We start from the raw sequence: 26,060 nt of genomic DNA, 5'->3' as shown, positions 1-26,060 counted from the left end.
GCTAGTTGGGTACTCGTTTCTGAATACTTGATATAAGGGCTGCTAGCTAGTTGAGTACCCGTTTCTGAATACTTGATATACGGGCTACTGGCTAGCTGAGTACTCGTTTCTGAATACTTGATATAAGGGCTGCTAGCTAGTTGAATACCAGTCTCTGAATACTTGATGTAAGGGCTGCTAGCTAGTTGAGTACTCGTTTCTGAATACTTGATATATGGGCTGCTAGCTAGTTGGGTACCCGTTTCTGAATACTTGATATAAGGGCTGCTAGCTAGTTGGGTACCCGTTTCTGAATACTTGATATAAGGGCTGCTAGCTAGTTGAGTACCAGTCTCTGAATATTTGATATAAGGGCTGCTAGCTAGTTGAGTACCCGTTTCTGAATACTTGATATAAGGGCTGCTGGCTAGCTGAGTACCCGTTTCTGAATACTTGATGTAAGGGCTGCTGGCTAGCTGAGTATTAGATTCTGAATACTTGATATGACCACTGACTACTTTAGCTTTCTGGTTAGAAGTATGCAGCCCTTGATTAGAAAATACTGTTTCCGTCGTATTAATAGCAGCGTTAGAAGTTGAAGATAAAATTGCAGCTACGATAATTCCATTAATCATTGTTTAATCTCTCTATTCAGGGTTAATTAAAGTTTTAACTTTTATTTGACATCTGAATAGAGGATTGCAGTTGTTATGCCAATGTTGCTTAAATGGCGGTTTTTTTACTTTGTTTTTTTTGATTGATGTTTAATAATTCGGTGAAATCTTTTTCTGGAACAGGCTTACTAAAGATGTAGCCTTGGATTTCTTCACATTTTAAGGCTTTTAATATATTTAATTGCGCGGTTTCTTCTACACCTTCTCCGACAACAGATAAGCCCATGTTATGTGCGATAGTAATAATGCTATCGACCATTTTTAAATCACGATCTGATTTATCGATATCATCCACAAAAGATTTATCAATTTTCAAACAATGAATTGGGAAATGTTTGAGATATGAGAGCGATGAATACCCAGTACCAAAATCATCAAGGGCTAGAGTCACCCCCATTTGGGCAAGCTGATTCATTACTTTGATGGCATTATCTGGATTTTTAATAATGGTACTTTCAGTAATTTCTAGTTCAAGGTGACAAGCTGGGAGCTTTGTGAGCTCTAATACACTTAATATGCGTTGCTGTAAATCAGGTAGGGCAAACTGTCTTGAAGATAAGTTTATGGCTACACGGCCGTTAAATACACCTTGTTCGCGCCACTTTTGTGCTGCAAAGCAGGCTTTACGTAAAACCAGATCGCCAATTTCGACAATTAAACCATTTTCTTCAGCAAGTGGAATAAATTCATTTGGCGGGATGACACCAAATTCCGGATGAACTAATCTAACTAAAGCTTCCATTCCAACAAGGCTGTCTTGTTTTAAATCGACTTTGGGTTGGTAATAGACTTCAAAGTAATCTTCTTTTAATCCTTCTCGGATCAAGTTTTCTACTTCTAATTGGCGTAGCGCATTTTTGTTTAAAGACTCTGAATAGAATTGGTAACAATTGCCACCCCCTGATTTGGCATGATACATAGCGATATCTGCTTTTCTTAATAGGGCTTGTTCATTTTGCTCATCTTCAGGGTATAAAACTATCCCGATACTTAAGCTAATAACGAGGGATTCGTTATCAACTTTAAACTCTTGTTTCAATGAGTCTATTATTCGAGAGGCGATAGCCGCACATGAACCAATATCAGGGTTATGGTCAACTAAGATGGCAAATTCATCACCGCCAAGACGATATAAACTAACGTGATTTGGAATATTTTCTTGAAGCCTACGAGCGACATCAATAAGTAACGCATCACCAGTTTGGTGGCCTAGCGAGTCGTTAATACGTTTGAAATTATCTAAATCCAATACCATTAATGTATGATGAACATCTTTTTTTACCAGATTATTAAGCGTCACTTGTAAACTAGAGCGATTCGGTAATCCGGTGAGTAAATCACTATTAGTTAATTTACGCAGTTCTTCTTCTTCTTGTTGCTTACGACGACTGATGTCGGAGAAAACACCAACAAAATGGCTAGCTTCGCCTTGTTCGTTGTATATCGCATCGACGGTGAGCTCCATTAAGAAATGGCTACCATCTCCGCGATTGGCTTCTAGTTCGTTACTCCAGAATCCTTGTTGTGATATGGAAGCATGTATCTGATTTGTATAGCTTTCTGGGTAACGCTCAAAGCAAAATAATTGTCCGATAAACTCAGATCGATTTTGCGCGGTTAATTCACAACAAGCATCGTTGACTTCAACAAAATGAAATTTGTCATCTAGAATAAACATGCCTTCAGAAATGTTTTCAATTGCTCTTTCGAATAGTCTTAATTGTTCTTCGGTTTGTTTAATATTATTGATGTTTTTGATGGTACCCGTCATACGCAGCGGTTTTTCTTTGTGATCCCTTTCAACAATTTTTGCCCTATCTAGTACCCAAACCCATTTGTGTTGAAGGCTTTTAACGCGGTATGCAACTTCAAAATGATCTGTTAGCCCTTTAAAGTGGTCATTAAGGGCTGTTTTAACTCTATTTTGATCGAGGGGGTGAATATTGCTTTCTTCTCCCGGTTTTCCTGAGCGATGGCCATCTTGAGGAAACTCTAATGTTCCCCAGATATTGGATCGGTAAATTTCACCGGTTTCAATATCCCAATCCCACATTTCATCGCCGCTGCCCCATAGTGATAATTTTAACCGCTCTTCACTCAGCGCTATTTGTTTTTGGACTTCTTGTCGACGTAAAATGCCTTTAGTTATAATGAGTAAAAAAATCAATGCCATTAAGCCATATGCAAGCTTAGCTTCAAGAGACCAATACCAAGGCGGGGTTATAGTCACTTGTATTGATTTTGTTTCTCCTTGCTTGCCTGATAAATTATTAATAGCATAAACGTTAAAATAGTAAGTGCCAGCAGAAAGGTTAGTATAAGTTGCTGAGTTAATATTTTGAGCAGGTAACCAATCGTCATTTAACCCTTCCATTTGATAATAAAAAGTGTAATCGTCCAAAGACTTGCCTGGTGTAATAAAAGTAAAGGAGAAAGGATAGTCTGAGTATTTTAACGTTATATTTTCTTGGATGTTAATTGGTTTTGATAAGATATCTCCACCAAGTTTTTCTGTGATGTTAAAAACCTGAAAATCGGTCAGAGCAACTTTTGATGGGATTTCACTAATGATTTCATTATATATTTTTTGAGGGTTGATAATACTTATTCCACTTGAACCAGTAAAAAGCATATCATCCCCAGTAATTATTGAACCTTGAGAGTTATAATCATTTTGCGCGCCATTTTTATTTGATATTGAGGTATTTTTTAGGTTTATTTTGTTAGTGATATTTATTTCTGTATCCGAAGCCGAGACAATAAAACTATCTAAGATTTCAATTGAGTAAACTATTTTGTTATTTTGGAATATTTTTTGTAAACTTAAGTCTTTAGTTGAAAGCTTTAAAAGTGAATTTATTGTACCGAATAGTATGTGATCTCCATCTAAGGCAAGGCTCATTACCATATTTTTATCATATACTTTATCTTTGTTCTTACCCGTGATTCTGAACAAACCACCTTGGGTAGCAGCCCAAAATGTATCATTTTCCCTTAGTACTTGAAATACCGGATAACGCTCACCTGTGGTTATAGTTTGAATTAAATTATCATTTTTTAAAATTAGTATTTTTCCATCAATGGTTGATGCATAAACCAACTTCCTTGCTTTATCAACTGTTACATAGATTACTTGTTCATCAGATAGTTTTATTGTCGTTAATGAGTTTAAATCAACTTTAGTCAATCCATTGATGTTACCGATGTACAAATTGTCATCTAATAATTCAATAGATTTTGGTCCTTGTATATTGTTCAGTTTTATAGTCGATTTTTCTTTTAAATTATTATCTAATATTTTTACTTCAGAATTGCCAGTTGCAATAAAAATACTATTCTCATTTGCTGTTATTGACCAAGTATTTCCATTGATTTTTTTAGAGGTCTTTATTAGATTCTTATTTCTATCGATTTTTATTAGTCCGATATTAACGTCTGCAACAAAAATAGATGATTTTGTTTCTGTTATGATCGGTCTTGTTATTGAAGTGTTAGCAGTAATATAACCGATATTTTTTATTTTTTTATTTTTTGAAACGGTGACGAGATTTGAATTGATTATTGATGTTATACTATCGTTTCTTTTTGATTGTTCCAAATACATGAGTTGATGATTTGAAAACTTCATCTTTAGGTTGTTTTTGAAACTATAAAGACCATTTGGAGATGATATAATAAGCTCATTGTTTAAAAGTCCAATATCATTTGAATTGTGCTCTATGATAGATAAATTGTTTTTTGATAGTTTAAATACTAAGCCATTATAATTTCTGATAAAAAAATCATCATCAATTTTAATTATTCGTTTTACTTCTTGTAATATTTTACTTTCATAACTCCAAATAACCCGAGTTAATTGCTCATTTAAAATGATGATTCTATTATTAAGACCAAGCGCGATACCTTCTGGTAGATGTGCAAGGTGCCAAATCGATTCATCAATAATCTTACCATCTATTACGATGGGGATAAATTTTTCTGAATTTTCATCAAAAACAGCTAAGCCTTTATCAGTGCCAACAATAAGCCTATTTTTTTCATCAATAAGCAGTGTTTTTACAAATGAGCTGGGCAAGTTTGTATTGTTATTTTCTGCATAGAAATGCTTAAAATTGACTCCGTCAAATCGATTAAGTCCGTTTACTGTACCGACCCATATATAACCTTGGTGGTCTTCGACAATACTTGTCACATTCGGTTGTGATAAGCCATTATCGACAGTAAAGGTTTCAATGTTAAGGTTCAACTCATAATCATTACTTTCAATAGCAAAAGCCGAAGACGAAATGCTTTGAAGAATAAAAAATGCGCATATTAAGAATGGTCTAATCATTGACATATTAAGGATACTTTTGTCTGCTGCAATTGATAATTATTTACAATAAAGTACCACTTTTTCAGAAAGTTAAGCCTTTGTCAAAAAAAGGTTGATTTCTAAGGTTGTGAATGATCAGTATAGTGTTTTCTTTGTAGGGCATATAGTGTTTATTTAGTGTTATTTATTTTATAATTATCTGATTTTAACGTTTTTATAGCGTATTCCACTGGGTTGCTGTATTTATGCGCAGTTTAGTAAAGTAGTAACAATTAATTATGTGATTAAGTTACGGGTGAAAAATATTACGTTTCTCAAAAATTAAACTTCTCTGCTTGCTGCTTAAAGCCTTTCAAGTCTGTTATCACTTGAGTGTTAGCAATAGGCTCAAGTTGTTGATGCTGCTCTCCAACATTAAATAACACTAATCGGTCACTGTGCTTTGAGCGCATATTTTCTACGATAAACTTAATCAAATCAGCGCGGGTGAGCTTTTTAATTTCCTCTATTACTTTTTCCCTTTGATTAAATTCATAATCACGATTACCAAGACAGACCCAGTAGCGTTGGCTTCGGCTTTTCAAACTAGCATCTTTTTCTGAAATTTGGTTGATCAAACCTTGCTTAGTAGCTTCCCACTGCCCCTTGGTTATCTGCATGACTGCATAGTTAAAGTCCGCGATAAATTCATCGATGGCTTCAAGAAGCTTTCGTGGCGCAGTTGTGGGTGATTGGATGTAGAAAATCATCCCCGGGTGTCGATTTAAAGGTAAATAGCCCGTTCCGACCATATAGCCAAGTTGTTTTTCTGTTCTGAGTTCATGGAAAAATGTCGAAGACATCGTATGATTTAATAAACTAAACAGCCCAATTTGATGGGGAGTTGTTTGTTTTGATTGGTAGTAAATAATGATCGCGCTGTCTTGATGCTCAATGTTGAGTTCGCGCATTAACATGCCGCGATTAGACAGATTAATGAGTTCGCGACTAGATTCGTTACTGGGCTTTGTTACCAATGACAGAACCTGTTTTAAGCGTCTCGCCAGTTGCTGGGCTTCACTCGCTAACCAGTCACCATAGACTAAACCTTCAACATAAATTTTTTCATAAAATGCCCCTACGTGTTCATGTAATTCATCTAGTGTCACTTCCTCTAGCATTTCTGCCATTCTAGTGGGCTCGTAAGAGCGTTTCTGCAGTGTCACAGTCAAGCTAGTGAAGAGCTGCGCGATGGGTTTGGCTTGGGCTGCGTTAGTCCAACTACGGATAAGCTGCTTTTTGATAAGCTTAAACCTATCTTGGGTAAAGTTTCGCTCTCTGGCTTTTTCAATTACTAAAGCTAATAGCGTTTCTTGATTACCGGTAAAGCCGGTTAGATGCAGTGTTATTCCACCTTGATGAGGGTAAATATTATAATTTAGTCCTGCTACTTCAGCCTGATAAGTGGCTTCAGCGAGGTAATCTAGCACCATCTCAACATACAGTCTTGTTAACGCGGCATGCTTTGGGGTGGGGCTAGCTTGATCTGAGTCCAAGGATAAATATAAATGTCCTTTGGGTACGTTAAACTCATCATCTTTACGATGCCAAAAACGGTAACCTTCATCTTCAGCCACAATGGTCGGCACAGCACTGGTACTTAGTTCACTTCTAGCTTGTGGGTCGTCAACGATAAAAGGATTTTTAAGGGGTAATTTTAGTTCTTTTCTTGGTTTTACCTGCTGCCAATGGGCCACTTTTTCTTTTGAGATCTCCTCAATAGAGTAAGGGGTAAAATACCATTGCGCCTGAGTGTCAGTACTTACTTCCTTTGAGAGTAACTGAGTACGCATGTTGTTAGGATTAAAATAATGAAGTAACTCAAGAGTTTCTGTCTCAATAAGTTTATCCATTCGGTAATCACCGTAAACCACATCTTCAACATCATAGTGCTGCATGTTGATACTAAGGTGGCTGGCAAGATCTAGATTTTTGATTTGTTCTTGAAATTTAAAGGCTGTAGATAACAGGCTTGCTCTTTCTTGATAACGCCAAGGCTCAATGCCTGACTCTTTAATTAATTCAAGGTATTCAAATGTGCAGGTTACGATTTCATCAACTTGCGTTAAACCTTTGTCGGTTAGCTGGATACTGATGCTGTAATCTTTGAAGTTGTAACCACTGACCCCACCACCTGCCGATAAATTATTGGCTAGACCATGCTCTTTTAAATATGACAGTAAACTACCAGGACTTTCATTGCCTAATAAGTGACTAATGAAAGTCAGTGGTTTGGTTTTATAAAAAGGTTCCATGCTAGGCAGGGCAAAACTAATATTGAGCCTCTTTTGCTCTTTTACTGGCATGATATTAATTTTTTTTAGTAATAACTCTTGGCTTAAATAAGGGGTGTCAGGGTAGCTCTTTATTATCTTTTTATTATTAATAGCACTGAAATATTGTTGTACTTTTTCAGCTTGCTGGTCTAACGATAGCGGCGATATTAGGCATAATGTCATAATGTTGGCGCTGTATTTTTCTTGATAGAAATCCAGTAATTCTTGGCGCACATCAGCTTCGTCGCCTGCTAAGGTTTGCAGATTGCCCACTGAAAATTTACAGAATGGATGTGCTGGATTGATTGATTCTTTTTGTACTTGGTAAACCCGTCTAATATCGTCTTTAAGCTTTAAACTGTATTCAGAATCAATGGCATGCCTTTCTCTATCAACGAGTTCTAAGTCAAATTTAGGAGCGATAAAAAATTGACTAAATCGGTCTAAAGATTCTTCAAATTGCTCAGCATCAATACTATAGAAAAAATTAGTTTGTTCAGTGCCTGTCCAAGCGTTGTTGGTACCACCATGGTGATTGATAAACTGATGATATTCACCAGAATCTGGATACTTTTCAGTGCCTAAAAACAGCATATGCTCTAAAAAGTGCGCCATGCCGGGTCGTGAAGTGGGGTCGTCAAAGTGACCCACAGATACGGTCATGGACGCTGCCGCATGGGTAGCCTTGGTATCTTCAACTAATAACACCCGCAATTCATTTTCCAAAACCATATATTGGTATTGGCGATGATCATTTGGGCTTTTCACTATTTCAGGCTGTGTAGTGTCTGGTTTTATGGTCAAGATAATGCTCCAGATGAGAAGGCACTGTATAACGACTTGAGTAACTACTTGGGTTCTTTGTTGCTCACTTTGCAACTATTAAAAAAGTAGTTTGAATATATATAGTGATATTGTTAGCGGTTTTTAGCAACTTTTAGTCACACTGTTGAAAGAGTTTAATAGCTTTTCAGAATAATACGCATAAAATTCATAGAAACATCGACTAAAGACTAATTAATTTTACTTCATAGTTTCTTTGTGGATGAATTATTTAAGGCTACAATTAGCCAATAAACACTATAATAATGAGTAGCGAGAGAAGTATGCAGCTATTTTTAATGCGCCATGGCGAAGCAAGTTTTGACGCCCCATCTGATAGAGAGCGTATGTTATCTCAAGTTGGGCGTAATCAATCAAATACCATGGCCAATTGGTTAACGCAGAAAGTAAACAGTGTCGATTTAGTGATAGTAAGTCCTTACCTAAGGGCACAACAAACATGGCAAGAAGTGGCTAAACATCTACCGGAACCAAACAAATGGTTAGTGCTAGATGATATAACGCCTTCTGGCAGCCCTCAAATCGCTGTTGATGCTATTTTAGCTTATGCTGAACATTACAATGCTCAAAAGGTGTTAGTTATCGCTCACATGCCTATTCTAGGTTATATGGTCAGTGAATTAGTTGCAGGTATGGAGCCTCCGATATTTGCTACATCGGCTATTGTATCGATTGATAAAAACGAACACGGTTTTCATTTTGAGCTAATGCAAACCCCAACTCAAATAAGCGCTTAAGTTCTTCCAATGAGTGATTGGTAACTGCAGTTATTGAATCTTGGTTGAGTATTTAATATAAAAGAGCCTTTTAAGGCTCTTTTTAGTTTTGGCTCAAGATAATTATTTAAATGCTTGTCGTTATTAACTGTAAATAGCCGCTATCTTCTATGGGGATGCTCACCAATATCAATCAATACCAGTAGCGCAGCATCAGCGCCCCATTCTTTGGTGGCTTGATGAAAGGCTTTGACTTTTGGGTGTTGAGCCAGCCACATGGGTAATTGCTGTTTTAAAATCCCTGAGCCATAGCCGTGCATGACGCAGCAACAGATAACATGCTGTTTCACACAGGCTTGTATTAAGGCTGCAAGCTCAAGTTTAGCTTCAGCTTGTCGCATGCCGTGCAAATCAAGTAACAAGTCAGGTTGGTAATCACCACGGCGAAGTCGTTTTAATTCAATCTTTTCAACACCATCGTTTAACCAGCGCATCGGCCCTTCAACGGGGAGTAACGGCTGATAGTTATCTGAAAAATAACTGTCGGCATAAACCTGCTGTTCTTTGATTTCGACTTGTTGTTTAGTTTTGACTGACTGTTTAAAATGATGCTTATCTTGGTTTAATGGCCTAATACCATCCAAGTGCTCTGAAAACAGTGCAAAGTCAGGGTTATTTTCTTTATTCATGCTGCTATTGTATTGAATTCTAGGTCATCTTAATAGACTTCAGTTACAATGTGCGGGAACAATTTTTCAGGAGCGATGTTTTGGATAAAATCTTTGTAGATGAAGCTGTCACCGAATTAAGAACCGTTGGCGATATGTTACGTTGGGCCGTTAGCCGTTTTAACGATGCCAACATTTATTATGGTCACGGAACTGATAATGCTTGGGACGAAGCGATTGCTTTGGTTTTTTACGCACTGCACCTTCCTGAAGAAATCGGCCAGCAAGTGGTTCATGCCAATTTAACCAGCAGTGAAAAGCATAAAATAGTGGAATTAATTATTCGCCGTGTTCGTGAGCGTCTACCTGTTCCATATTTGACTAATAAAGCACGCTTTGCTGATTTAGAGTTTTATGTTGATGAACGTGTGTTAGTACCACGTTCTCCAATTGCTGAAATGATCAACAATAATTTCAGCCCTTGGCTTTATAACAAGCCAGTTCATCGTGTGATGGATTTATGTACCGGCAGTGGCTGCATCGCAATTGCGTGTGCCTATGCATTTGAAGATGCAGAAGTCGATGCATTAGATATCAGTGAAGATGCACTTGAAGTTGCTCAAATTAATATTGAATCCTTAGACGTGCTAGATCGGGTTTTCCCTATTCAGTCAAATATGTTTTCTGCTATCCCAAAAGGGCCGCAGTACGATTTGATCGTATCTAATCCACCATACGTAGATGAAGAAGATATTGGCGATATGCCAGATGAATATCATCATGAGCCTGCCATTGGGCTGGCATCGGGTCGTGATGGTTTAGATTTAACCAAGCGTATTTTAGCTAATGCATCAGACTACCTAACAAAAGATGGTCTGTTAGTGGTTGAAGTGGGTAACTCAATGGTGCATTTAATTGAGCAGTTCCCAGACGTACCATTTACATGGGTTGAGTTTGAACATGGCGGCGACGGCGTGTTTGTATTGACTTATGATCAGCTAGTTGAAAATGAATCACTTTTCGCCATCTACAAAGATAGTGAATAATAGGGATAGTGAATAATAGCTATTAGCATAAAATTTAGCTGAGGTAATCAGAACGCATGTCAGGAAATAGTATTGGTCAAAACTTTGTAGTGACTACCTTTGGAGAAAGTCACGGTGTCGCGTTAGGTTGTATTATTGACGGTTGCCCTCCAGGGCTTGAGTTAACCGTTGAAGATATGCAGCATGATCTCGATCGTCGCCGCCCTGGGACATCTCGTTATACCACCGCGCGTCGCGAAGCTGATGAAGTTCGTATTTTGTCAGGGGTATTTGAAGATAAAACTACCGGTACATCGATTGGCTTATTGATTGAAAATACCGATCAACGTAGCCAAGATTACTCAAATATTAAAGACTTATTCCGTCCTGGTCATGCTGATTACACTTACCAGCAAAAATATGGCTTGCGTGATTATCGTGGTGGTGGACGTTCATCAGCGCGTGAAACGGCGATGCGAGTTGCTGCTGGCGCTGTAGCTAAAAAATTTTTAAAGCAAGTACATGGTATTGAAATCCATGGTTACATGTCTCAGCTAGGTCCTATCTGCGCTGAATCAGTTGATTTAAATGAAGTTGAGCAAAATGCCTTTTTCTTCCCTGATGCCAGTAAGCTTGAGCAACTAGACGAATACATGCGTGATTTGAAAAAATCTGGCGATTCAGTCGGTGCTAAAATTACCGTGGCAGCAACAGGTGTTCCTGTTGGTTTAGGCGAGCCAGTATTTGACCGTTTAGATGCCGATATTGCTCATGCGTTAATGGGTATCAATGCGGTTAAAGGCGTTGAAATTGGTGATGGCTTTGGTGTGGTAACCCAAAAAGGCTCAGAAGGACGTGATTTAATGTCGCCAGCAGGATTTGAGTCTAACCATGCGGGCGGAGTACTTGGCGGTATTTCTTCTGGTCAGCCTGTTGTTGCGCATATTGCATTAAAACCAACTTCTAGTATTTCAGTACCTGGTCAAAGTATGACTGCTCAAGGTACCACAGCAGATGTGGTCACTAAAGGTCGTCATGATCCATGTGTTGGTATTCGTGCTGTACCGATTGCCGAAGCCATGCTGGCTATCGTATTGATGGATCACTTACTTCGTCATCGCGCGCAAAATCAGGACGTGGTTTCCCAAACCCCTGTCATCGGAATGAAGTAATGCCTAATTTGTTAAGCACTGAGCCAAAAGCAGTTTGGCTCAGTGCTTGTTATTTCTTTTTCTTTTCCATCCTCGGTTTAATGGTTCCTTATCTCGGTGTGTTTTTCGATAACCGAGGCTACAATGCGCAAGAAATTGGTTTTCTCATGGCAATACTCATGGGAACACGCATCATTGCACCTAACGTTTGGGCGTTTGTCGCTGATAGAACGGGCATGCGCAGTGAGTTAGTTAAGTTTGGATCAGCTGCCGCGGCGATAACTTACATCAGTTTTTTCTTTGATGCTGGTGTGGTTTACCTTGCCATTAGCTTGTTTATCTATACCTTTTTTTGGAATGCAATTCTCGCTCAGTTAGAAGTGATTACCCTTGAAAGTTTGGGTGATGAAGCGCATCGCTATGGCGCGATTCGAAGCTGGGGCAGTGTCGGTTACATTTGTTTAGTGGTGGCTGGTGGCTTTGCTATCAGCCAGTTTGGCGCTGACATATTGCCCTCAATTGGCATGCTGTTATTCATCGGTATGTTTTTGTGTTCCTTGGCGTTGCCTGCTAATCGAGTCAACGTTGCTGACGCATCTTTAAGGCCCCCTTTAAAAATTACCGCGCCTATATTTTGGTTTTTAGTCTCAGCCTTATTATTACAGATGAGTGTTGGGCCATTTTATGGCTTCTTCGTACTTTACCTAAAGCAAGCGGGTTACTCTGAAGCGAGCGCGGGGTTATTTGTCGCTTTTGGTGTTGTGGTCGAGATCTTAATGTTCATGCTAGCACCAAGGTTACTGGGTCGGTTTGGGGTTAAATTATTACTGCTACTCAGTGTGGCATTAACGGCTGTTCGTTGGTTGTTGTTAGCTTATGGGGTTGATAGCATCTTAATTTTATCCATTAGCCAAGCGCTGCATGCCTTTACTTTTGGTTTAACCCATGCGGCTTCTATTCAGTTTATTCATCGTAATTTTGATATTGCCCATCGCAGCAAAGGCCAAGCCATGTACGCCAGTATCAGCTTTGGTTTTGGTGGCGCGCTCGGTATTTGGATAAGCGGGCTTATTTGGGGTGATGGTTCTGGCTCTACCAATACTTGGATTTTTGCCGCTATGTGTGCATTTTTATCTATGCTTGCCGTTATGGCCATTTCAGAGAAAAAAAAGGACGTTATTTCGTGAAGCGTTTTCGTTTAGGTTTGATTATCAATCCGCTTGCTGGATTAGGTGGTAGTGTCGGGTTAAAAGGCTCTGACGGTGTTGCGACGCAAGCTATTGCAAAAGGCGCTGAGCCCAAAGCGCAGCTTAGAATGCAACAAGCTTTAGAGGTTGTGCTGCCATTTAAAGATCAAATCGATATTATTACCGCATCCGGCGCGATGGGGCATGATTTAGCCCAACAGCTTGGGTTTAATACTGAGTGCGTTTATCAGTCTGCGAATATAACCGAAGCTAAAGACACTCAATCAGCCGTTAAAGCACTGATCAATGAATCGTTAGATTTACTGTTATTTGCCGGTGGTGACGGCACTGCCAGAGATATTTATAGTGTCATTGAGCAAGATGATACTGCGCTTTTACCTGTGTTAGGTGTGCCTGCTGGGGTTAAGATTCACTCTGGGGTGTATGCGATTACCCCCCATGCTGCCGGTGTTGTGGTTGAAATGCTGTTAAAACGTGAATTGGTGAGCTTGATGGACGCTGACGTGATGGATATTGATGAAGTGGCGTTTAGGCAAGGTGTGGTAAAAGCTAAACGATACGGTGAAATGCAGGTGCCTGCAGAGCCACGTTATATTCAAGCGGTAAAAATGGGCGGCAAGGAAGTCGATGAACTGGTGTTAGCTGATATCGCAGCTGATGTGATTAGTCAGATGGAAGATGAGCTGTATATCATAGGCAGTGGCTCTACTGTTGCTGCGTTAATGGAAGACCTCAATATCGATAACACCTTATTAGGTGTTGATGTGATTCATGATCAAACCTTAGTAGCCAGTGATGTTACTGCTAAGCAGTTAATTGAGCTTACTCAGCATAAACCCACAAAACTGGTTATTACCCTCATTGGCGGTCAAGGCCACATATTAGGTCGAGGTAATCAGCAGTTGTCTCCAGAGCTAATAAAACAAGTTGGTAAAGACAATATTATTATCCTTGCTACAAAAACTAAGTTAAAAGCACTTGAAGGCAGGCCATTAATTGTGGATAGTGGCGACCCAGAATTAGATAGAGAGCTTACGGGCTATTATAAAATTGTTACTGGATACCACGATTACGTGATGTACCAAGTGGCAAATCCAGATTTATCGGAGAGCTAAACCATGTTAGAAAAATATGATGCTGCATTAGAGTCATGGATTGAAAGTAACGTTGCCCATGGCGATGATGATGCGTTATTTGCCAGTGGTTATTTGCAAGGCCATATCGCTGTTGTATTGTCACAGCTTGAGCAAGAGCAGACTTCTGGCATCGATGCATTAGATGATAAAATGGTCGATTGTTTAGCGCTAGCAAACGATGAACTAGATGAAGCAGATTTCAGTCTAGTCAAGGCTGCATGGTTACAGCTTCGTCAAATTATTAGCGACATTAAATAATCTATGACTAAGCAAACTGTTTCAATTGGGCTTGTTAACCCAAAAACACCAGTAAATGTTGGCGGCATTATGCGCGCTGCTGGCTGTTACCGAGCTAATTCGGTTTTTTACACTGGCAATCGTTATGCATTGGCGGCACGTTCTGGTGAAGCGCAATATGACATCGATACCAAAAATGCGGCCGCTACTATTCCGCTCACCGCTGTTGAGTCTTTACTTGAGCAAGTGCCACAAGGCGCAAAAATCATTTGTGTTGATCTAGTGGTTGGCGCAACGCCGCTGCCTTTGTTTGAGCACCCGCAAGATGCATTTTATATTTTTGGCCCTGAAGATGGCACCATACCCCAGCAAATTATCGATGCCGCGGATGATGTGGTTTATGTGCCAACTGTCGGTTGTATGAACTTAGCTGCGTCAGTGAATGTATTGCTTTATGACCGCTTATCAAAAAGTACTCAAATAGCGGCAGACGATGAATTAATTCGTGAAAGTCGCGACAATAATAATCGTACCAAAGTCAAAACTTGGCTAAAAAAGTAAACGGTTAATTGGATCAGCGTTAATAGCCTGGTAATAACTAAAGCTCAATAAGATAATGTCCTATTGAGCTTTTTTATGCCTGATTTTTAGATGCTTAAGTGGCTATTGGTTGTATTTGTTCAAAAAAGAGCTTAAATATTCCAAGCCACTTTTTTGTGTTGCTACTTGTGTTGTTACTTGTGTTGCTACTTGAGTTTCTGCTTGTGCATAGGCTCGAGTTAGCTCAGCTTGTAAGCAGTGATAAATTGCAGTTTCATGTTCTGCTATAAGTTCAAATGTCGGTGCTAATTGACGGCTCTCTTGACTATCTTGAAGCTGACATTGCTGTAACCATTGTCGATATTTTACTTCATAAGGTTCAACCCATTGGCTTAAGGTCTGCATTAATTCAAGCCAAGGTAAGTCGATCCACTTTTTGGCATCGTCATCGCCTTGTGCGGTTAATTCAGCGGTTTTAAACACATATTTTTGAGGTTGTTTCAAAAGATGCTGTAGTAATAACTCTGCGGTAACCGTTTCTACTTCCACTAACGCCTTCCAGAGCTTATTTTGCTCATCATTATCGTCAACATTTTCAAAGTAACTAAAAAATACAATGCCGTAAATCTCGCCTTCGTAAGCTTGATGGATTAGATGATTCATTGTTATCTCTGTCGATTGAATTAAAACGCTCAATTAGCTTAACGCTTTACCTTTGAGTAACTTTCTTAACCACATTCGATTGGGGTTAAGCATTGCCAGCATTTCATAGCTAAGTGGTGGCGTGTGATTGCATATCATTGCCGCTAATGCCTCTGCAGCTAAAGGCCCAGAACTTAGGCCTCTTGAGCCTAGTCCTCCCAAAATGAATAAATTGTCATAGCTTGGTGCTTGGTGTTGCTGCCAAAACTTTCGGCTAGCGGGACTATGCTGATGTTGCTCTAATGGCTGCTGATTATATTGGGCATAAATGGCTTCAACATTAGGGGCGAGTCCCATCATAGGGCAATGATCACGAGTAACCATTCTAACGCCCACTCTGGCGCTGGCAGCTGATACATCAATATCGCACAGCCAGTTACGCTCAGGAAAACTCTGATGCATTTTTTGGGCATTTTCTAATTGCTCAGTGGGACTGTAATCTACATTATCGGGCGACTTTACATAGCTTGCCCCAACACAGTGGCGCTGATTATTACTGGGAGTGAGATAGCCGTGGGCGCAAATCACCGTATCAAGTTGAGCCAGTTCACCTTGGCTGGGTATATGGCTCACTTGGCCACGAAAGCCTGTGACCTGTAATAATTTAGTTTGTTTAAAATCAGTTAATTGAGCCCCTGAAGCGATGACGACTTTACCATGCCTAAAGCTATCATGTTGCTCGTTGTCATGACTGGCGTTAAGTTGCCAGTAAGCACTCTGAGAGGGCACTTTGCCATCTTGTGTTAAGTCAATGTCGTGCTCAAGGCTGTTAACCCGTTCAGGACTGTTAACTCGCTCAAGGCTGTTAACGCGCTCAAGGCTGTTAATTTTAGTGTTGAGCTTAATTATTAATTTACAGCCATTGTTTTCTGCAACTGAAGTGGCATGAGCAATGGCTGCCTGAGCAAATTCAAAAGGGCAGATCCAACCAGCCCAAGGATAGTAAAAGCCATTTTTGTTGATGTCGATTCTTGCCAGTTGATTGGCTTGCTCAGCGTTAACACTAAAAGCAATTTCTTTTGGCCACTGCTGACCAAGCATAATTTTATTCAGTCTGGCATCACTGCGCTCATCAAACCCAGTTTGCAGTACACCACAAAATTGATGGTCAATCTGGTGACCTAACGCTGTTAATTGCTGCAACCTACGGCGACTGAATAAAAAAGCTTGTTGAAAGTACTGACTCATCAGGTTGTTATCAGGAGTGAGTAGGGGATAAATAGCGCCTTGCTTATTACCCGATGCGCCATCAGCCAATTGGTTATCTTTGCAATAAATGGTGACACTCTGCCCACGTTCAATCAGTGATAACGCCAAATGGGCTGCAGCTATACCGCCACCAATAATGGCGATAGTGTCGTCACTGCTTTGATGATGTTCACTGCAAGGGCTCAAGCAATAGGCGTAATGGCTATCAGTACTGCGGCGCAGCGCTTGGCGCTCTTGTAAGGCAATAGAATCGTGTTTTTGAGTATCAGGTTGACATTCACTTTTCTGGTTAAAAATATTATTTACGCCAAAACCGCTTCTGCTGGCTAATAGGTTAAGTTGTTTAAAGCTCGTTGCGTTATCATTGTCACTGGCAGAGTCAAAATAGTGAATATTGGCTGTATCTTCACTCAGTCTGCCCATTTGCCACAGTAACTTTTCACTAAGGTATTGATCTATATATTGGCTTGTAATCGTATGAGGTAAGCAATGCCAGTTTGATATCAACATTTTTTCGGCGTTGGGAATACCTTGGCAATTTTCTAACAATGAACCGAAATACAGATCAACAGTGAATAAACCTTTGGCTAACACCAATCTTTGGCAACCAGATATTTTGGCGATACAAGCTTGCTGAAGGACTAAGGCTAATTCATAAAATGGATCTTGTTTATCAAGATGTTGATGTAAAAAGCCTAATTCAGCTGAATTTATAGGATTAGGTTCAAATATGCTGAGCAGTGTTTTTTGGTTTTTTGTTAGAGATAACTGCCATAGTGACATGAGCTCCATACCAATACCGAAGCCTATTTGAGCAATCGATAAGGTTTTATTTGAGACTGCTGCATCAGACAGGACAGTTTGATGATAATGCCTTATGCTAGAGGCATAATCAGGATTTTGACAGTAACTACTTGGATATTTTGCCGAAAATGTTGCACAATCTCGGTCTATAAAAAGGAAGTCAGTGGTTAATTTGGTCAAAGTTCGTTACTCAAAATGATTCAATTGAGATTATTTTACCTGTGTTTGCTGAAAGCTGACCACTTTATTCATCTAAAGCGGATATCATTGCCACAGCAAAATTAGGTACTGACATGTACAAAATGGATAGCATAAAATGAAAAGAGTCGTAATTACAGGTTTAGGTGTTGTTTCTAGCATCGGTAATAACAAGCAAGAAGTGACAGAGTCATTGAAAGCTGGACGTAGTGGTATCACCCATTCAGATCAATTTGAAGAAATGAAATTACGTAGTCATGTTTGGGGGGATATCAAATTAAACCCTGCTGAGCATATTGACCGTAAGGCATTACGCTTCATGGGAGACGCAGCAGCTTACGCTTATATTGCAATGCAAGAAGCAATCAGTGATGCTAATTTGACAGAAGAGCAGTATTCTCACCATCGCGTGGGTTTAGTGGTCGGTACTGGCGGCGCATCATCTAAAAATCAAGTACAAGCAGCTGACACCTTACGTGAAAAAAGCGTAAAACGTGTTGGCCCTTATATTGTACCGCGCATTATGGCCAGTACGGCGAGTGCTTGTTTAGCGACCCCATTTAAAATTAAAGGTATGAATTATTCAATTAGTTCTGCTTGTGCAACTTCAGCACATTGTATTGGCCATGCAGCTGAGCTTATTCAAATGGGTAAGCAAGATATGGTATTTGCTGGTGGTGCAGAAGAACTAGATTGGACCCTAACCATGGGCTTCGATGCTATGGGGGCATTGTCAACTAAGTATAATGACACGCCTGAAAAGGCTTCACGTACTTACGATGCTGACCGTGATGGTTTTGTTATCTCTGGTGGCGGCGGGATTGTTGTCGTTGAAGAGTTAGAGCATGCATTAGCTCGTGGCGCAAAAATCTATGCGGAAATCATTGGTTATGGCGCATCTTCTGATGGCTACGACATGGTTGCACCGTCAGGTGAAGGTGCTGTGCGTTGTATGCAAATGGCGCTAGCTGATGTTGATACCCCAATTGATTATATCAATACTCATGGTACTTCAACCCCAGTTGGTGATGTGCGTGAGCTTGAAGCTTTGCGTGAGGTTTTTCCGACAGACATGCCTCCAGTTGCATCAACTAAATCATTGACTGGCCATGCATTAGGTGCAGCCGGTGTTCACGAGGCCATTTATAGCTTAGTGATGATGGAAGATAGCTTTATTGCACCAAGTATCAATATCGATACCTTGGATGAACAAGCCGTTGGTATTCCTTTAGTCACTGAGTATCGTGATGCAAAGCTAACGACTGTGATGAGCAACAGCTTTGGCTTTGGTGGCACTAATGCCACTTTGGTTATGCGCAAGTATAAATAAGCTTAGACAGCGACTTTATTAGTCGTTCGTATAAAGTAATCAAAGCCTTCTAGTCGACAGACTAGAAGGCTTTTTTGTGTTTTTTGACCTTTAAAGCAGATTAAAACTATTTTTACACATAGCTAATCAATGCGGCTCGAAAACAATATTTCTAATTCATTGATACCTATGCATTCTAATAACTTGATAGAATAAGCAGATAATCACAGTATTTATGGCTAATTACACTTATGAAAATCGTTGCCGATGAAAACATGCCTTATGTGGAAGCCTTATTTGGGCACCTAGGGACAATTGAGCGCGTAAATGGTCGCTCATTAGCACCAGAGCAACTGATTGATGTTGACGTGCTGCTAGTTCGTTCAGTTACTAAGGTCAATCAAGGCTTATTGTCTAAAGCAAACAAATTACTGTTTGTTGGCAGTGCCACCATAGGTACCGACCATATTGATTTAGCCTATCTTAAGCAGCGTAATATCCCGTTTACTAATGCCCCTGGATGCAATGCCACAGCGGTGGGCGAGTATGCTTTTATCGCCATGCTTGAATTGGCTAAACGCTTTAAGCAGCCAATAAAAAATAAAGTTGTTGGCATTGTCGGTGCGGGTAATACCGGTTCAGCATTAGAAAAGTGCCTAAACGCTTATGGCATGAAAGTACTGTTATGTGATCCTATTTTAGAAAAAAGTTCTGCGGATGAACGCCAGTTCGTGTCATTAGATACCATAATCGAGCAAGCCGACATCATCAGTTTACATGTGCCGATTACCAAAGAAGGCGCAGATAAAACCTGGTATTTATTCGATGAAGCTCGATTACTGCAGCTAAGAGAAAATACCTGGTTATTAAATTGCTGCAGAGGTGAGGTCATTGATAACCGAGCCTTGATAAAAGTTAAGCGTCAACGTGACGATTTAAAACTGGTTTTAGATGTATGGGAAGGTGAGCCACACCCAATGGCTGAGCTGGTGCCGTTAGCTGAATTTGCGACTCCTCACATTGCTGGATATAGCTTAGAAGGCAAAGCTCGGGGCACCTTTATGTTGTTTGAAAAATTGTGTGACATCCTAAAGTTGCCCCATGAGAAATCAGTATCGAGCCTGTTACCGTCATTTTTTATTAATCAATTATCCGTGGCAGAGCAACCGACAGAAAGTCAGTTACTTACCCTTGCTAGACAGGTTTATAACCTCAAAGATGATGACGAATTATTTAGAAAAACCTTTCTAAATCACAATGGCTTCGATCATATGAGAAAAAATCACACTCATCGACGTGAATTTAGTGCATTGTCGCTAGTCAACACGGGTGCTTGTAAGGTAAATTGGGTCTATAAATTAGGTTTTTCAGGAGTCGAGCGTTAATTATGTCACAGGAATTTAATGTTGTTGTTTTAGGTGCGTCGGGCGCAGTGGGTCAAACTATGATTGAGATCCTTGAAGAGCGAAACTTTCCGGTTGCAAACTTATACCCATTAGCCAGTAGCCGCAGTGCAGGTGAAACCGTTAGCTTTAATGGTAAACAAGTCGAAATTCTAGATGTGGATACGTTCGATTGGAGCACGGCTCAAATTGGATTCTTCTCCGCAGGTGGTGACGTCTCAGCTAAGTGGGCCCCGATTGCTGCAGAGCATGGCTGTGTGGTGATTGATAACACCTCACATTTTCGTTATGACATCGATGTGCCATTAGTGGTACCAGAAGTTAATCCGCAGGCCATCGCAGACTTCCGTAATCGTAATATCATTGCTAATCCTAACTGTTCAACCATTCAAATGTTAGTGGCGCTAAAGCCTATTTATGATGCATTTGGTATTTCACGTATTAACGTGGCAACTTACCAGTCTGTATCAGGTTCAGGTAAGCAAGCTATTGAAGAATTAGCGGGTCAGACGGCCAAACTACTTCAAGGTTTACCAGCTGAAAATAAAGTATACCCAAAGCAAATTGCTTTTAACGTATTACCGCAAATTGATGTGTTTATGGACAATGGTTACACCAAAGAAGAAATGAAAATGGTGTGGGAAACGCAAAAGATTTTTGGTGATCACGATATCGTGGTTAATCCAACAGCGGTGCGTGTTCCTGTTTTTTATGGTCACTCAGAAGCAGTGCACCTTGAAACTCGCCAACCTGTTGAGGCAGAAGAAGTAAAAGCCGTCCTACGTGATGCTGAAGGTATCGTGTTATTTGAAAATGATGAAGATTATCCAACGGTAGTGACAGACTCTGCAGGTACCGATCCAGTATTTGTTGGCCGTGTGAGAAAAGATATTTCTCATGATTACGGTATAAATTTATGGGTGACTGCCGATAACATCCGTAAAGGTGCTGCTTTAAACAGTGTTCAAATAGCCGAAGTCTTGATTAGAGATTATTATTAATACGATAATATCCCTATAAATAGAGCTATTTAGATTAAAAAGCCTGCAGCCTGCAGGCTTTTTTCATTTTAGCGTGGTTCACAGTAGCAGGGTAATTAAATCTGGTTTATAGTCTTATGAATACTAAAACTAATAAATACAATTGCCTAAAGCCAGTTGTCATGATGACAACCCCATAGCGCTCAAAGGAAAGATTGATGATTCTTCGTACTGCTTATTTTGTTGGCATAATGGCCTGTGCTTTGGCCGCTGTTTCTGCTTCTTCTACGGTTGAGCCTGTCCATGCTCAGACGCTAAAAATTACCGGCCCCAACGGCGAAGTCAATTCTATCGTTGCCCGTCAATATGGTCCTACAACTTCAGCCGACACTTTTTGGAGTATTGCGCAAAAGGTTAGGCCCAATCAAAGTATCACCATATACCAAGTGATGGCGGCACTTTTTGATGCTAATCCCCATGCCTTTAGCAGTGATAATTATAATTCTTTAGAGCGGGGGATGACGCTGTTGGTCCCTTCTGCAGATGTGATGGCGCAAATCCCCAAAGCGGATGCCAAGCTTCGGGCTGAAGATAATGATAAACGCTTCGCGAATGCCAATATAACGGTCAAAGCGCCGCAAAAGCCTGCGGTAAGTGCTGGGCAAACGAGCGCAACTTCAGCTCAAAAACCGTTAGCCATCGTAGCTGAAAAAACACTTAAAAATACAGTCGAGGTTAACCAACCTCTCATTGATGAGTTAACCGTTAAACTCGAGAACGCACAAAGTAAAAGTTTATCTTTAACCGATGAATTGGCGCGTTCAGAAGATATGTTAATGATTAAGGACGCTGACAACGCTGCCTTAAAAGCGAAGATAAAAGAGCTGTCTTTGCAGCTTTCTGTCTCACAAGAAGAGTTACAATTACTTTCTGAAAAGCACACTGAACTTGAAGCGGCCTACGCGTTATTGGTTGCTGAAAATGCTAAGCCAACAGTCATTGAGCAGCCAACTAACTTTTGGCGGTCAATTGCTGACAACATGATATTGCTTGCCGTTATCGCGGCATTACCGCTTATTATAATCTTTCTGATTATTTTCTGGCTGATGCGCCGTAAAAATGAGCAGGATGAAAGCATCAATGAAACACCTCAAGCTGAAACTAGTTCAGAACCCTTAGCCTCAATGGCAGGCCCACAAGCTGCAGTGGCTGAATCATTAGCCGTTACGGATGATATTGACGATCTCAATGACTTAGCGATTCATTTAGATGAAGAAGACTCTACGGAAGATTTGCTTGATCTAGATATCACCAACGAAACGCAATTATCTTTAGATGGTGCTGATGATGTTGATATGTATATCGAAGATGAAAAGGCTAGCGAACAAATAGCTGAAGGCACCTCACTAGATGATTTGTGGTCTGAAGCCATGAATGAGCAAGAAGTCGAATTGGCGTCTATAGAAGACGAAGGAGACTATTTTGAAAGCTTACTTGACGGTCTTGATGAATCAGCAGAAGTTAAACAAACAGACGAAGAAGATTTAGACAGTTTACTTGCAGACTTTGATTTACCAGCAGAGGATACTACTGAAGTTGCACCAGAACTAAGCCAAACAGATACCCAAGATGACATTGACAGCTTACTGGCTGATTTTGATTTACCGACGGATAATGCTGGTGAAGTTGCTGCAGAAGCTGAAGCTGAAGCTGAAGTCGCACCAGAACCAAGCCAAACAGATGTTCAAGATGACATCGACAGCTTACTGGCAGATTTTGATTTACCGACGGATAATGCTGGTGAAGTTGCTGCTGAAGCTGAAGCTGAAGCTGAATCTGAATCTGAATATGAATATGAAGTCGCACCAGAATTAAGCCAAACAGATACCCAAGATGACATCGACAGCTTACTGGCAGATTTTGATTTACCGACGGATAATGCTGGTGAAGTTGCTGCAGAAGCTGAATTTGAAGTCGCACCAGAACCAAGCCAAACAGATACCCAAGATGATATCGACAGCTTACTGGCAGATTTTGATTTACCGGCAGATGAAGCTATACCCGAAGCTGGCAGTGAAGCAGACGGTGAATTAGATAGCGGATCTTTACAGCAAACGCCAGAAACAGATACTCAAGATGACATCGACAGCTTACTAGCTGACTTTGATTTAGCGCCTGAATCATCAAATGTTGTCGATACACAGGCTGATGAATCTGCCAATAGCGCAGTTGATGATTCAGTTGATGATATTGACGCCTTACTTGCAACCATCGACGTTACTGATGATGTTGAAGGGGCAGAAGATTTTTCTGCCGAAATTGCAGCTGAATTAGAAAGCGATGTTGCCACCACATTAGATGACAGCGAGAATCTTGATGAGTTACTGGCAACAGTCGATCCTGAAAAAGAGTTTACTCCGCTAGCCACTTCAGATGTCGATGTCGAGCAGCAATTAGCTTCTGAGCTAGCCCAAATTGAATCAGAGCTTGAAATTGATAGCGACAATAGCGATCTTGACACACTCATTTCAGATTTAGAAACACAAACCGAGTTACCTCAACAGACAGCAGAGCCTGAAGAGTCATTTACTGGGGCAGATGATTTCGCCGCGCAAATTGCCGCCGAGCTTGAGCAGGAACAAGGCGAGCACGAACACGCCACCACATCGGATGCCGATTTAGATGCCTTGCTTGCTGACATGAATAATGAGCCAGAAGCCAGCCTTGCAGATACAGATACGCGCCAAGCCGAGCCACTCACATTTGCCTCTGGTGATGATGTCACTCTTGGCCTAGATGATGATCAGCACGATGATCCCCTCGTTAACCAGTTATTAGCGGCTGAGAAATCAACAGAGTCTAATAACGATAGCAATACAGATGCCGACGATCTTGATGCGTTATTGGCAGACTTTGATGTCGATAAGCTCGCCGAGGATGATGAACCGCCATTATTTTCAATCGATGAGTTTTCGGAGGACGAAAGAGGCTCTGAAGCTGAATTTGATAACATGCTGGCAGGCCTGTCAGCACTTGATGATGACTTAGCTGAAACTGATGCAGCTCCAGACACAGTCGCTGATAAAGACACTGACACTGACCATGACAGCAAGCTTAACGAAAACCCTGAATTTGAGCCAAAAGAGTCAGGCTTTTTTGATGATCTAAAATCAAAAAAAGCTGAGCCGGCCAAATTAGATTGGGAGTCAGAATTATTTAAACAAGCCTGCAACCAAGATGATGTTGATAGTGCAGATGAAGTTAATAGTGCAGATGATGGCAGTTATTCTCTTACTGAAGATAATTTAACTGTTGATGAAGCCCTTGCAGCCCTTGACGCTGAAGAAAAGCAATCAACACCATCTGAAGAGACTCTTAATACCTTTGAACAAGAAAACGGTTTCATCGATATTGACGTATTATTAAATGATGCCGATGAAATAGTTGAAGTAAGCGATCAGTACAAAGATGTTGAAGTGGATATGGGCGAAGTTAATGCCCTTATTGGCAATGCGGAAATGATTGATGTTGATGACGAAGAAAATTCAGTTAATGCCAAATTAGATCTGGCCCGTGCCTACATTGAGATTGAAGATGAAGATGCTGCCAAAGCATTACTCACTGAAGTCAAAATTGACGGTAATGAACGCCAACAAAGTGAAGCCTCAAAACTACTGAATGATATAAGCTAATCATAAAGTACATAAAACGGCGCAGTTAACTGCGCCGTTTTTGTATCAGGTATACAGACTCTGACAGTGGGTTGTGCTTTTGCATTACATCTTCAGTTAATTTGTTATAAAATGCGCGCACTTAAAATTAGAGGGTTTAATCAATGCGTGTGGCCTTAGGCGTCGAATACGATGGTAGTCAATATTTTGGTTGGCAAAGACAGAAAGAAGTTGATTCTGTGCAAGCGCAAATCGAAGCGGCGTTATCATCAATTGCCAATGAACCGATTGAAATTATCTGTGCGGGACGTACAGATTCTGGGGTACATGGAACAGGTCAAGTCATACATTTTGATACTCAAGCTAATCGAGCGATGTCAGCGTGGACATTAGGCGTTAATGCCAAGCTACCTGATAATATTGCAATCCGCTGGGCGAAAGAAGTGGATGAGACTTTCCATGCTCGCTTTTCAGCGACTGCACGTCGATATCGTTATATTATCAATAACAGTGAATTTAGACCGGGTATTTTAAATAAGGGTTTAACCCATTATCACTACCCACTGGATCACAATTTGATGCACCAAGGCGCGCAATTGTTTGTTGGTGAACATGACTTTACCAGCTTCAGAGCATTACAGTGCCAAGCCCATAGCCCGGTAAGAACCATTGAATTTGTTAATGTCACTCGTCAAGGAACATTCATTATTATCGATATTAAAGCCAATGCATTTTTGCATCATATGGTGCGTAATATTGTTGGCACCTTACTTGAAATCGGCCAGTCACATCAAAAAATTGAGTGGGTTAATGAACTTCTAGCATTAAAAGATAGAAAATTTGCCGCGCCGACATCAAAGCCCAATGGCTTATATCTGGTGGATGTGACTTACCCAGAGCACTACAACTTACCTAAGCCGCCAATGGGGCCGCTATTTATGCAAGATTAGACACTTAGCTGCTACTGATCGCTAAAT

General features: G+C 40.4%; 17 protein-coding genes and 1 pseudogene. 12 read left to right on the top strand and 6 right to left on the bottom strand.

Features of this window, described 5'->3' with window-relative positions:
• From Q4546_RS03705 to Q4546_RS03695, 3 genes are all read right to left on the bottom strand, one after another.
• Positions 1–614, bottom strand: a 614-nt coding sequence (locus tag Q4546_RS03705; RefSeq protein WP_303445704.1) for a hypothetical protein, incomplete at its 3' end; no start/stop codon positions are given.
• 88 nt (positions 615–702) lie between these two features.
• A complete protein-coding gene (locus Q4546_RS03700; RefSeq protein WP_303445703.1) occupies positions 703–4,992 on the bottom strand; it encodes an EAL domain-containing protein in 4,290 nt (1,429 codons plus the stop codon).
• 290 nt (positions 4,993–5,282) lie between these two features.
• On the bottom strand, positions 5,283–8,015 hold the full coding sequence (locus tag Q4546_RS03695) for an insulinase family protein (RefSeq protein WP_303445711.1): 2,733 nt from the start codon (positions 8,013–8,015) through the stop codon (positions 5,283–5,285).
• 374 nt (positions 8,016–8,389) lie between these two features.
• Here Q4546_RS03695 and sixA point away from each other — a divergent pair, with 374 nt between their 5' ends.
• Positions 8,390–8,863, top strand: coding sequence for a phosphohistidine phosphatase SixA (gene sixA / locus Q4546_RS03690; RefSeq protein WP_102437476.1), 474 nt, complete (start codon positions 8,390–8,392; stop codon positions 8,861–8,863).
• A 140-nt stretch (positions 8,864–9,003) separates the two neighbouring features.
• Here the strand turns inward: sixA and smrB are convergent, their stop codons facing one another.
• Positions 9,004–9,531 carry an endonuclease SmrB gene (gene smrB / locus Q4546_RS03685; protein WP_102437474.1) on the bottom strand — a complete coding sequence of 176 codons (528 nt, stop codon included), beginning with the start codon at positions 9,529–9,531 and terminating at the stop codon, positions 9,004–9,006.
• Between the two features lie 80 nt (positions 9,532–9,611).
• Between smrB and prmB the strand changes: the two genes are divergently transcribed.
• The 6 genes and pseudogenes from prmB to Q4546_RS03655 all read left to right on the top strand — a co-directional run.
• The gene (prmB, locus tag Q4546_RS03680) at positions 9,612–10,556 is read left to right on the top strand and encodes a 50S ribosomal protein L3 N(5)-glutamine methyltransferase (protein WP_102437472.1); all 945 of its coding nucleotides are present in this window, start codon (positions 9,612–9,614) and stop codon (positions 10,554–10,556) included.
• 56 nt (positions 10,557–10,612) lie between these two features.
• A complete protein-coding gene (gene aroC / locus Q4546_RS03675) occupies positions 10,613–11,707 on the top strand; it encodes a chorismate synthase (RefSeq protein ID WP_303445702.1) in 1,095 nt (364 codons plus the stop codon).
• Positions 11,707–12,873, top strand: a complete 1,167-nt coding sequence (locus tag Q4546_RS03670; protein WP_102519754.1) for an MFS transporter — start codon at positions 11,707–11,709, stop codon at positions 12,871–12,873. Before aroC ends, Q4546_RS03670 begins: the two co-directional genes overlap by 1 nt.
• Entirely contained in the window at positions 12,870–14,009 is a 1,140-nt protein-coding gene (locus Q4546_RS03665; protein WP_102476951.1) for an ATP-NAD kinase family protein, read from the top strand. The genes Q4546_RS03670 and Q4546_RS03665 overlap by 4 nt, the downstream gene beginning before the upstream one ends.
• A 3-nt stretch (positions 14,010–14,012) precedes the next feature.
• Positions 14,013–14,288: a YfcL family protein gene (locus tag Q4546_RS03660; RefSeq protein ID WP_076537149.1), complete on the top strand. Its 276-nt coding sequence runs from the start codon at positions 14,013–14,015 to the stop codon at positions 14,286–14,288.
• Between the two features lie 18 nt (positions 14,289–14,306).
• Positions 14,307–14,828: pseudogene (locus tag Q4546_RS03655) on the top strand (RNA methyltransferase); the annotation flags it as partial.
• Between the two features lie 102 nt (positions 14,829–14,930).
• Here the strand turns inward: Q4546_RS03655 and Q4546_RS03650 are convergent.
• Positions 14,931–15,470 (bottom strand): hypothetical protein, encoded by a 540-nt coding sequence (locus Q4546_RS03650; protein WP_303445701.1) that lies wholly within the window; start codon positions 15,468–15,470, stop codon positions 14,931–14,933.
• A 33-nt stretch (positions 15,471–15,503) separates the two neighbouring features.
• On the bottom strand, positions 15,504–17,510 hold the full coding sequence (mnmC, locus tag Q4546_RS03645; RefSeq protein WP_303445709.1) for an FAD-dependent 5-carboxymethylaminomethyl-2-thiouridine(34) oxidoreductase MnmC: 2,007 nt from the start codon (positions 17,508–17,510) through the stop codon (positions 15,504–15,506).
• A gap of 328 nt (positions 17,511–17,838) precedes the next feature.
• On the opposite strand from mnmC, the gene fabB reads away from it, so the two are divergent.
• From fabB to truA, 5 genes are all read left to right on the top strand, one after another.
• Positions 17,839–19,050, top strand: a complete 1,212-nt coding sequence (gene fabB / locus Q4546_RS03640; protein ID WP_076537142.1) for a beta-ketoacyl-ACP synthase I — start codon at positions 17,839–17,841, stop codon at positions 19,048–19,050.
• Between the two features lie 230 nt (positions 19,051–19,280).
• A complete protein-coding gene (locus Q4546_RS03635; protein WP_303445700.1) occupies positions 19,281–20,414 on the top strand; it encodes a 4-phosphoerythronate dehydrogenase in 1,134 nt (377 codons plus the stop codon).
• A 2-nt stretch (positions 20,415–20,416) separates the two neighbouring features.
• A complete protein-coding gene (locus Q4546_RS03630) occupies positions 20,417–21,433 on the top strand; it encodes an aspartate-semialdehyde dehydrogenase (protein WP_102437458.1) in 1,017 nt (338 codons plus the stop codon).
• Positions 21,434–21,630: 197 nt separating this feature from the next.
• Positions 21,631–25,104, top strand: a complete 3,474-nt coding sequence (locus Q4546_RS03625; RefSeq protein ID WP_303445699.1) for a FimV/HubP family polar landmark protein — start codon at positions 21,631–21,633, stop codon at positions 25,102–25,104.
• A 143-nt stretch (positions 25,105–25,247) separates the two neighbouring features.
• Complete coding sequence (gene truA / locus Q4546_RS03620) at positions 25,248–26,033, top strand: tRNA pseudouridine(38-40) synthase TruA (RefSeq protein WP_102437454.1); 786 nt, start codon at positions 25,248–25,250, stop codon at positions 26,031–26,033.
• The last annotated feature ends 27 nt before the right edge of the window (positions 26,034–26,060 follow it).

This window comes from Shewanella sp. 4_MG-2023 (assembly GCF_030548015.1).
Taxonomy (GTDB): Bacteria; Pseudomonadota; Gammaproteobacteria; order Enterobacterales; family Shewanellaceae; genus Shewanella.
The sequence above is the reverse complement of the archived record's forward strand: the minus strand, read 5'-3'. Positions and strand labels throughout refer to the sequence as shown.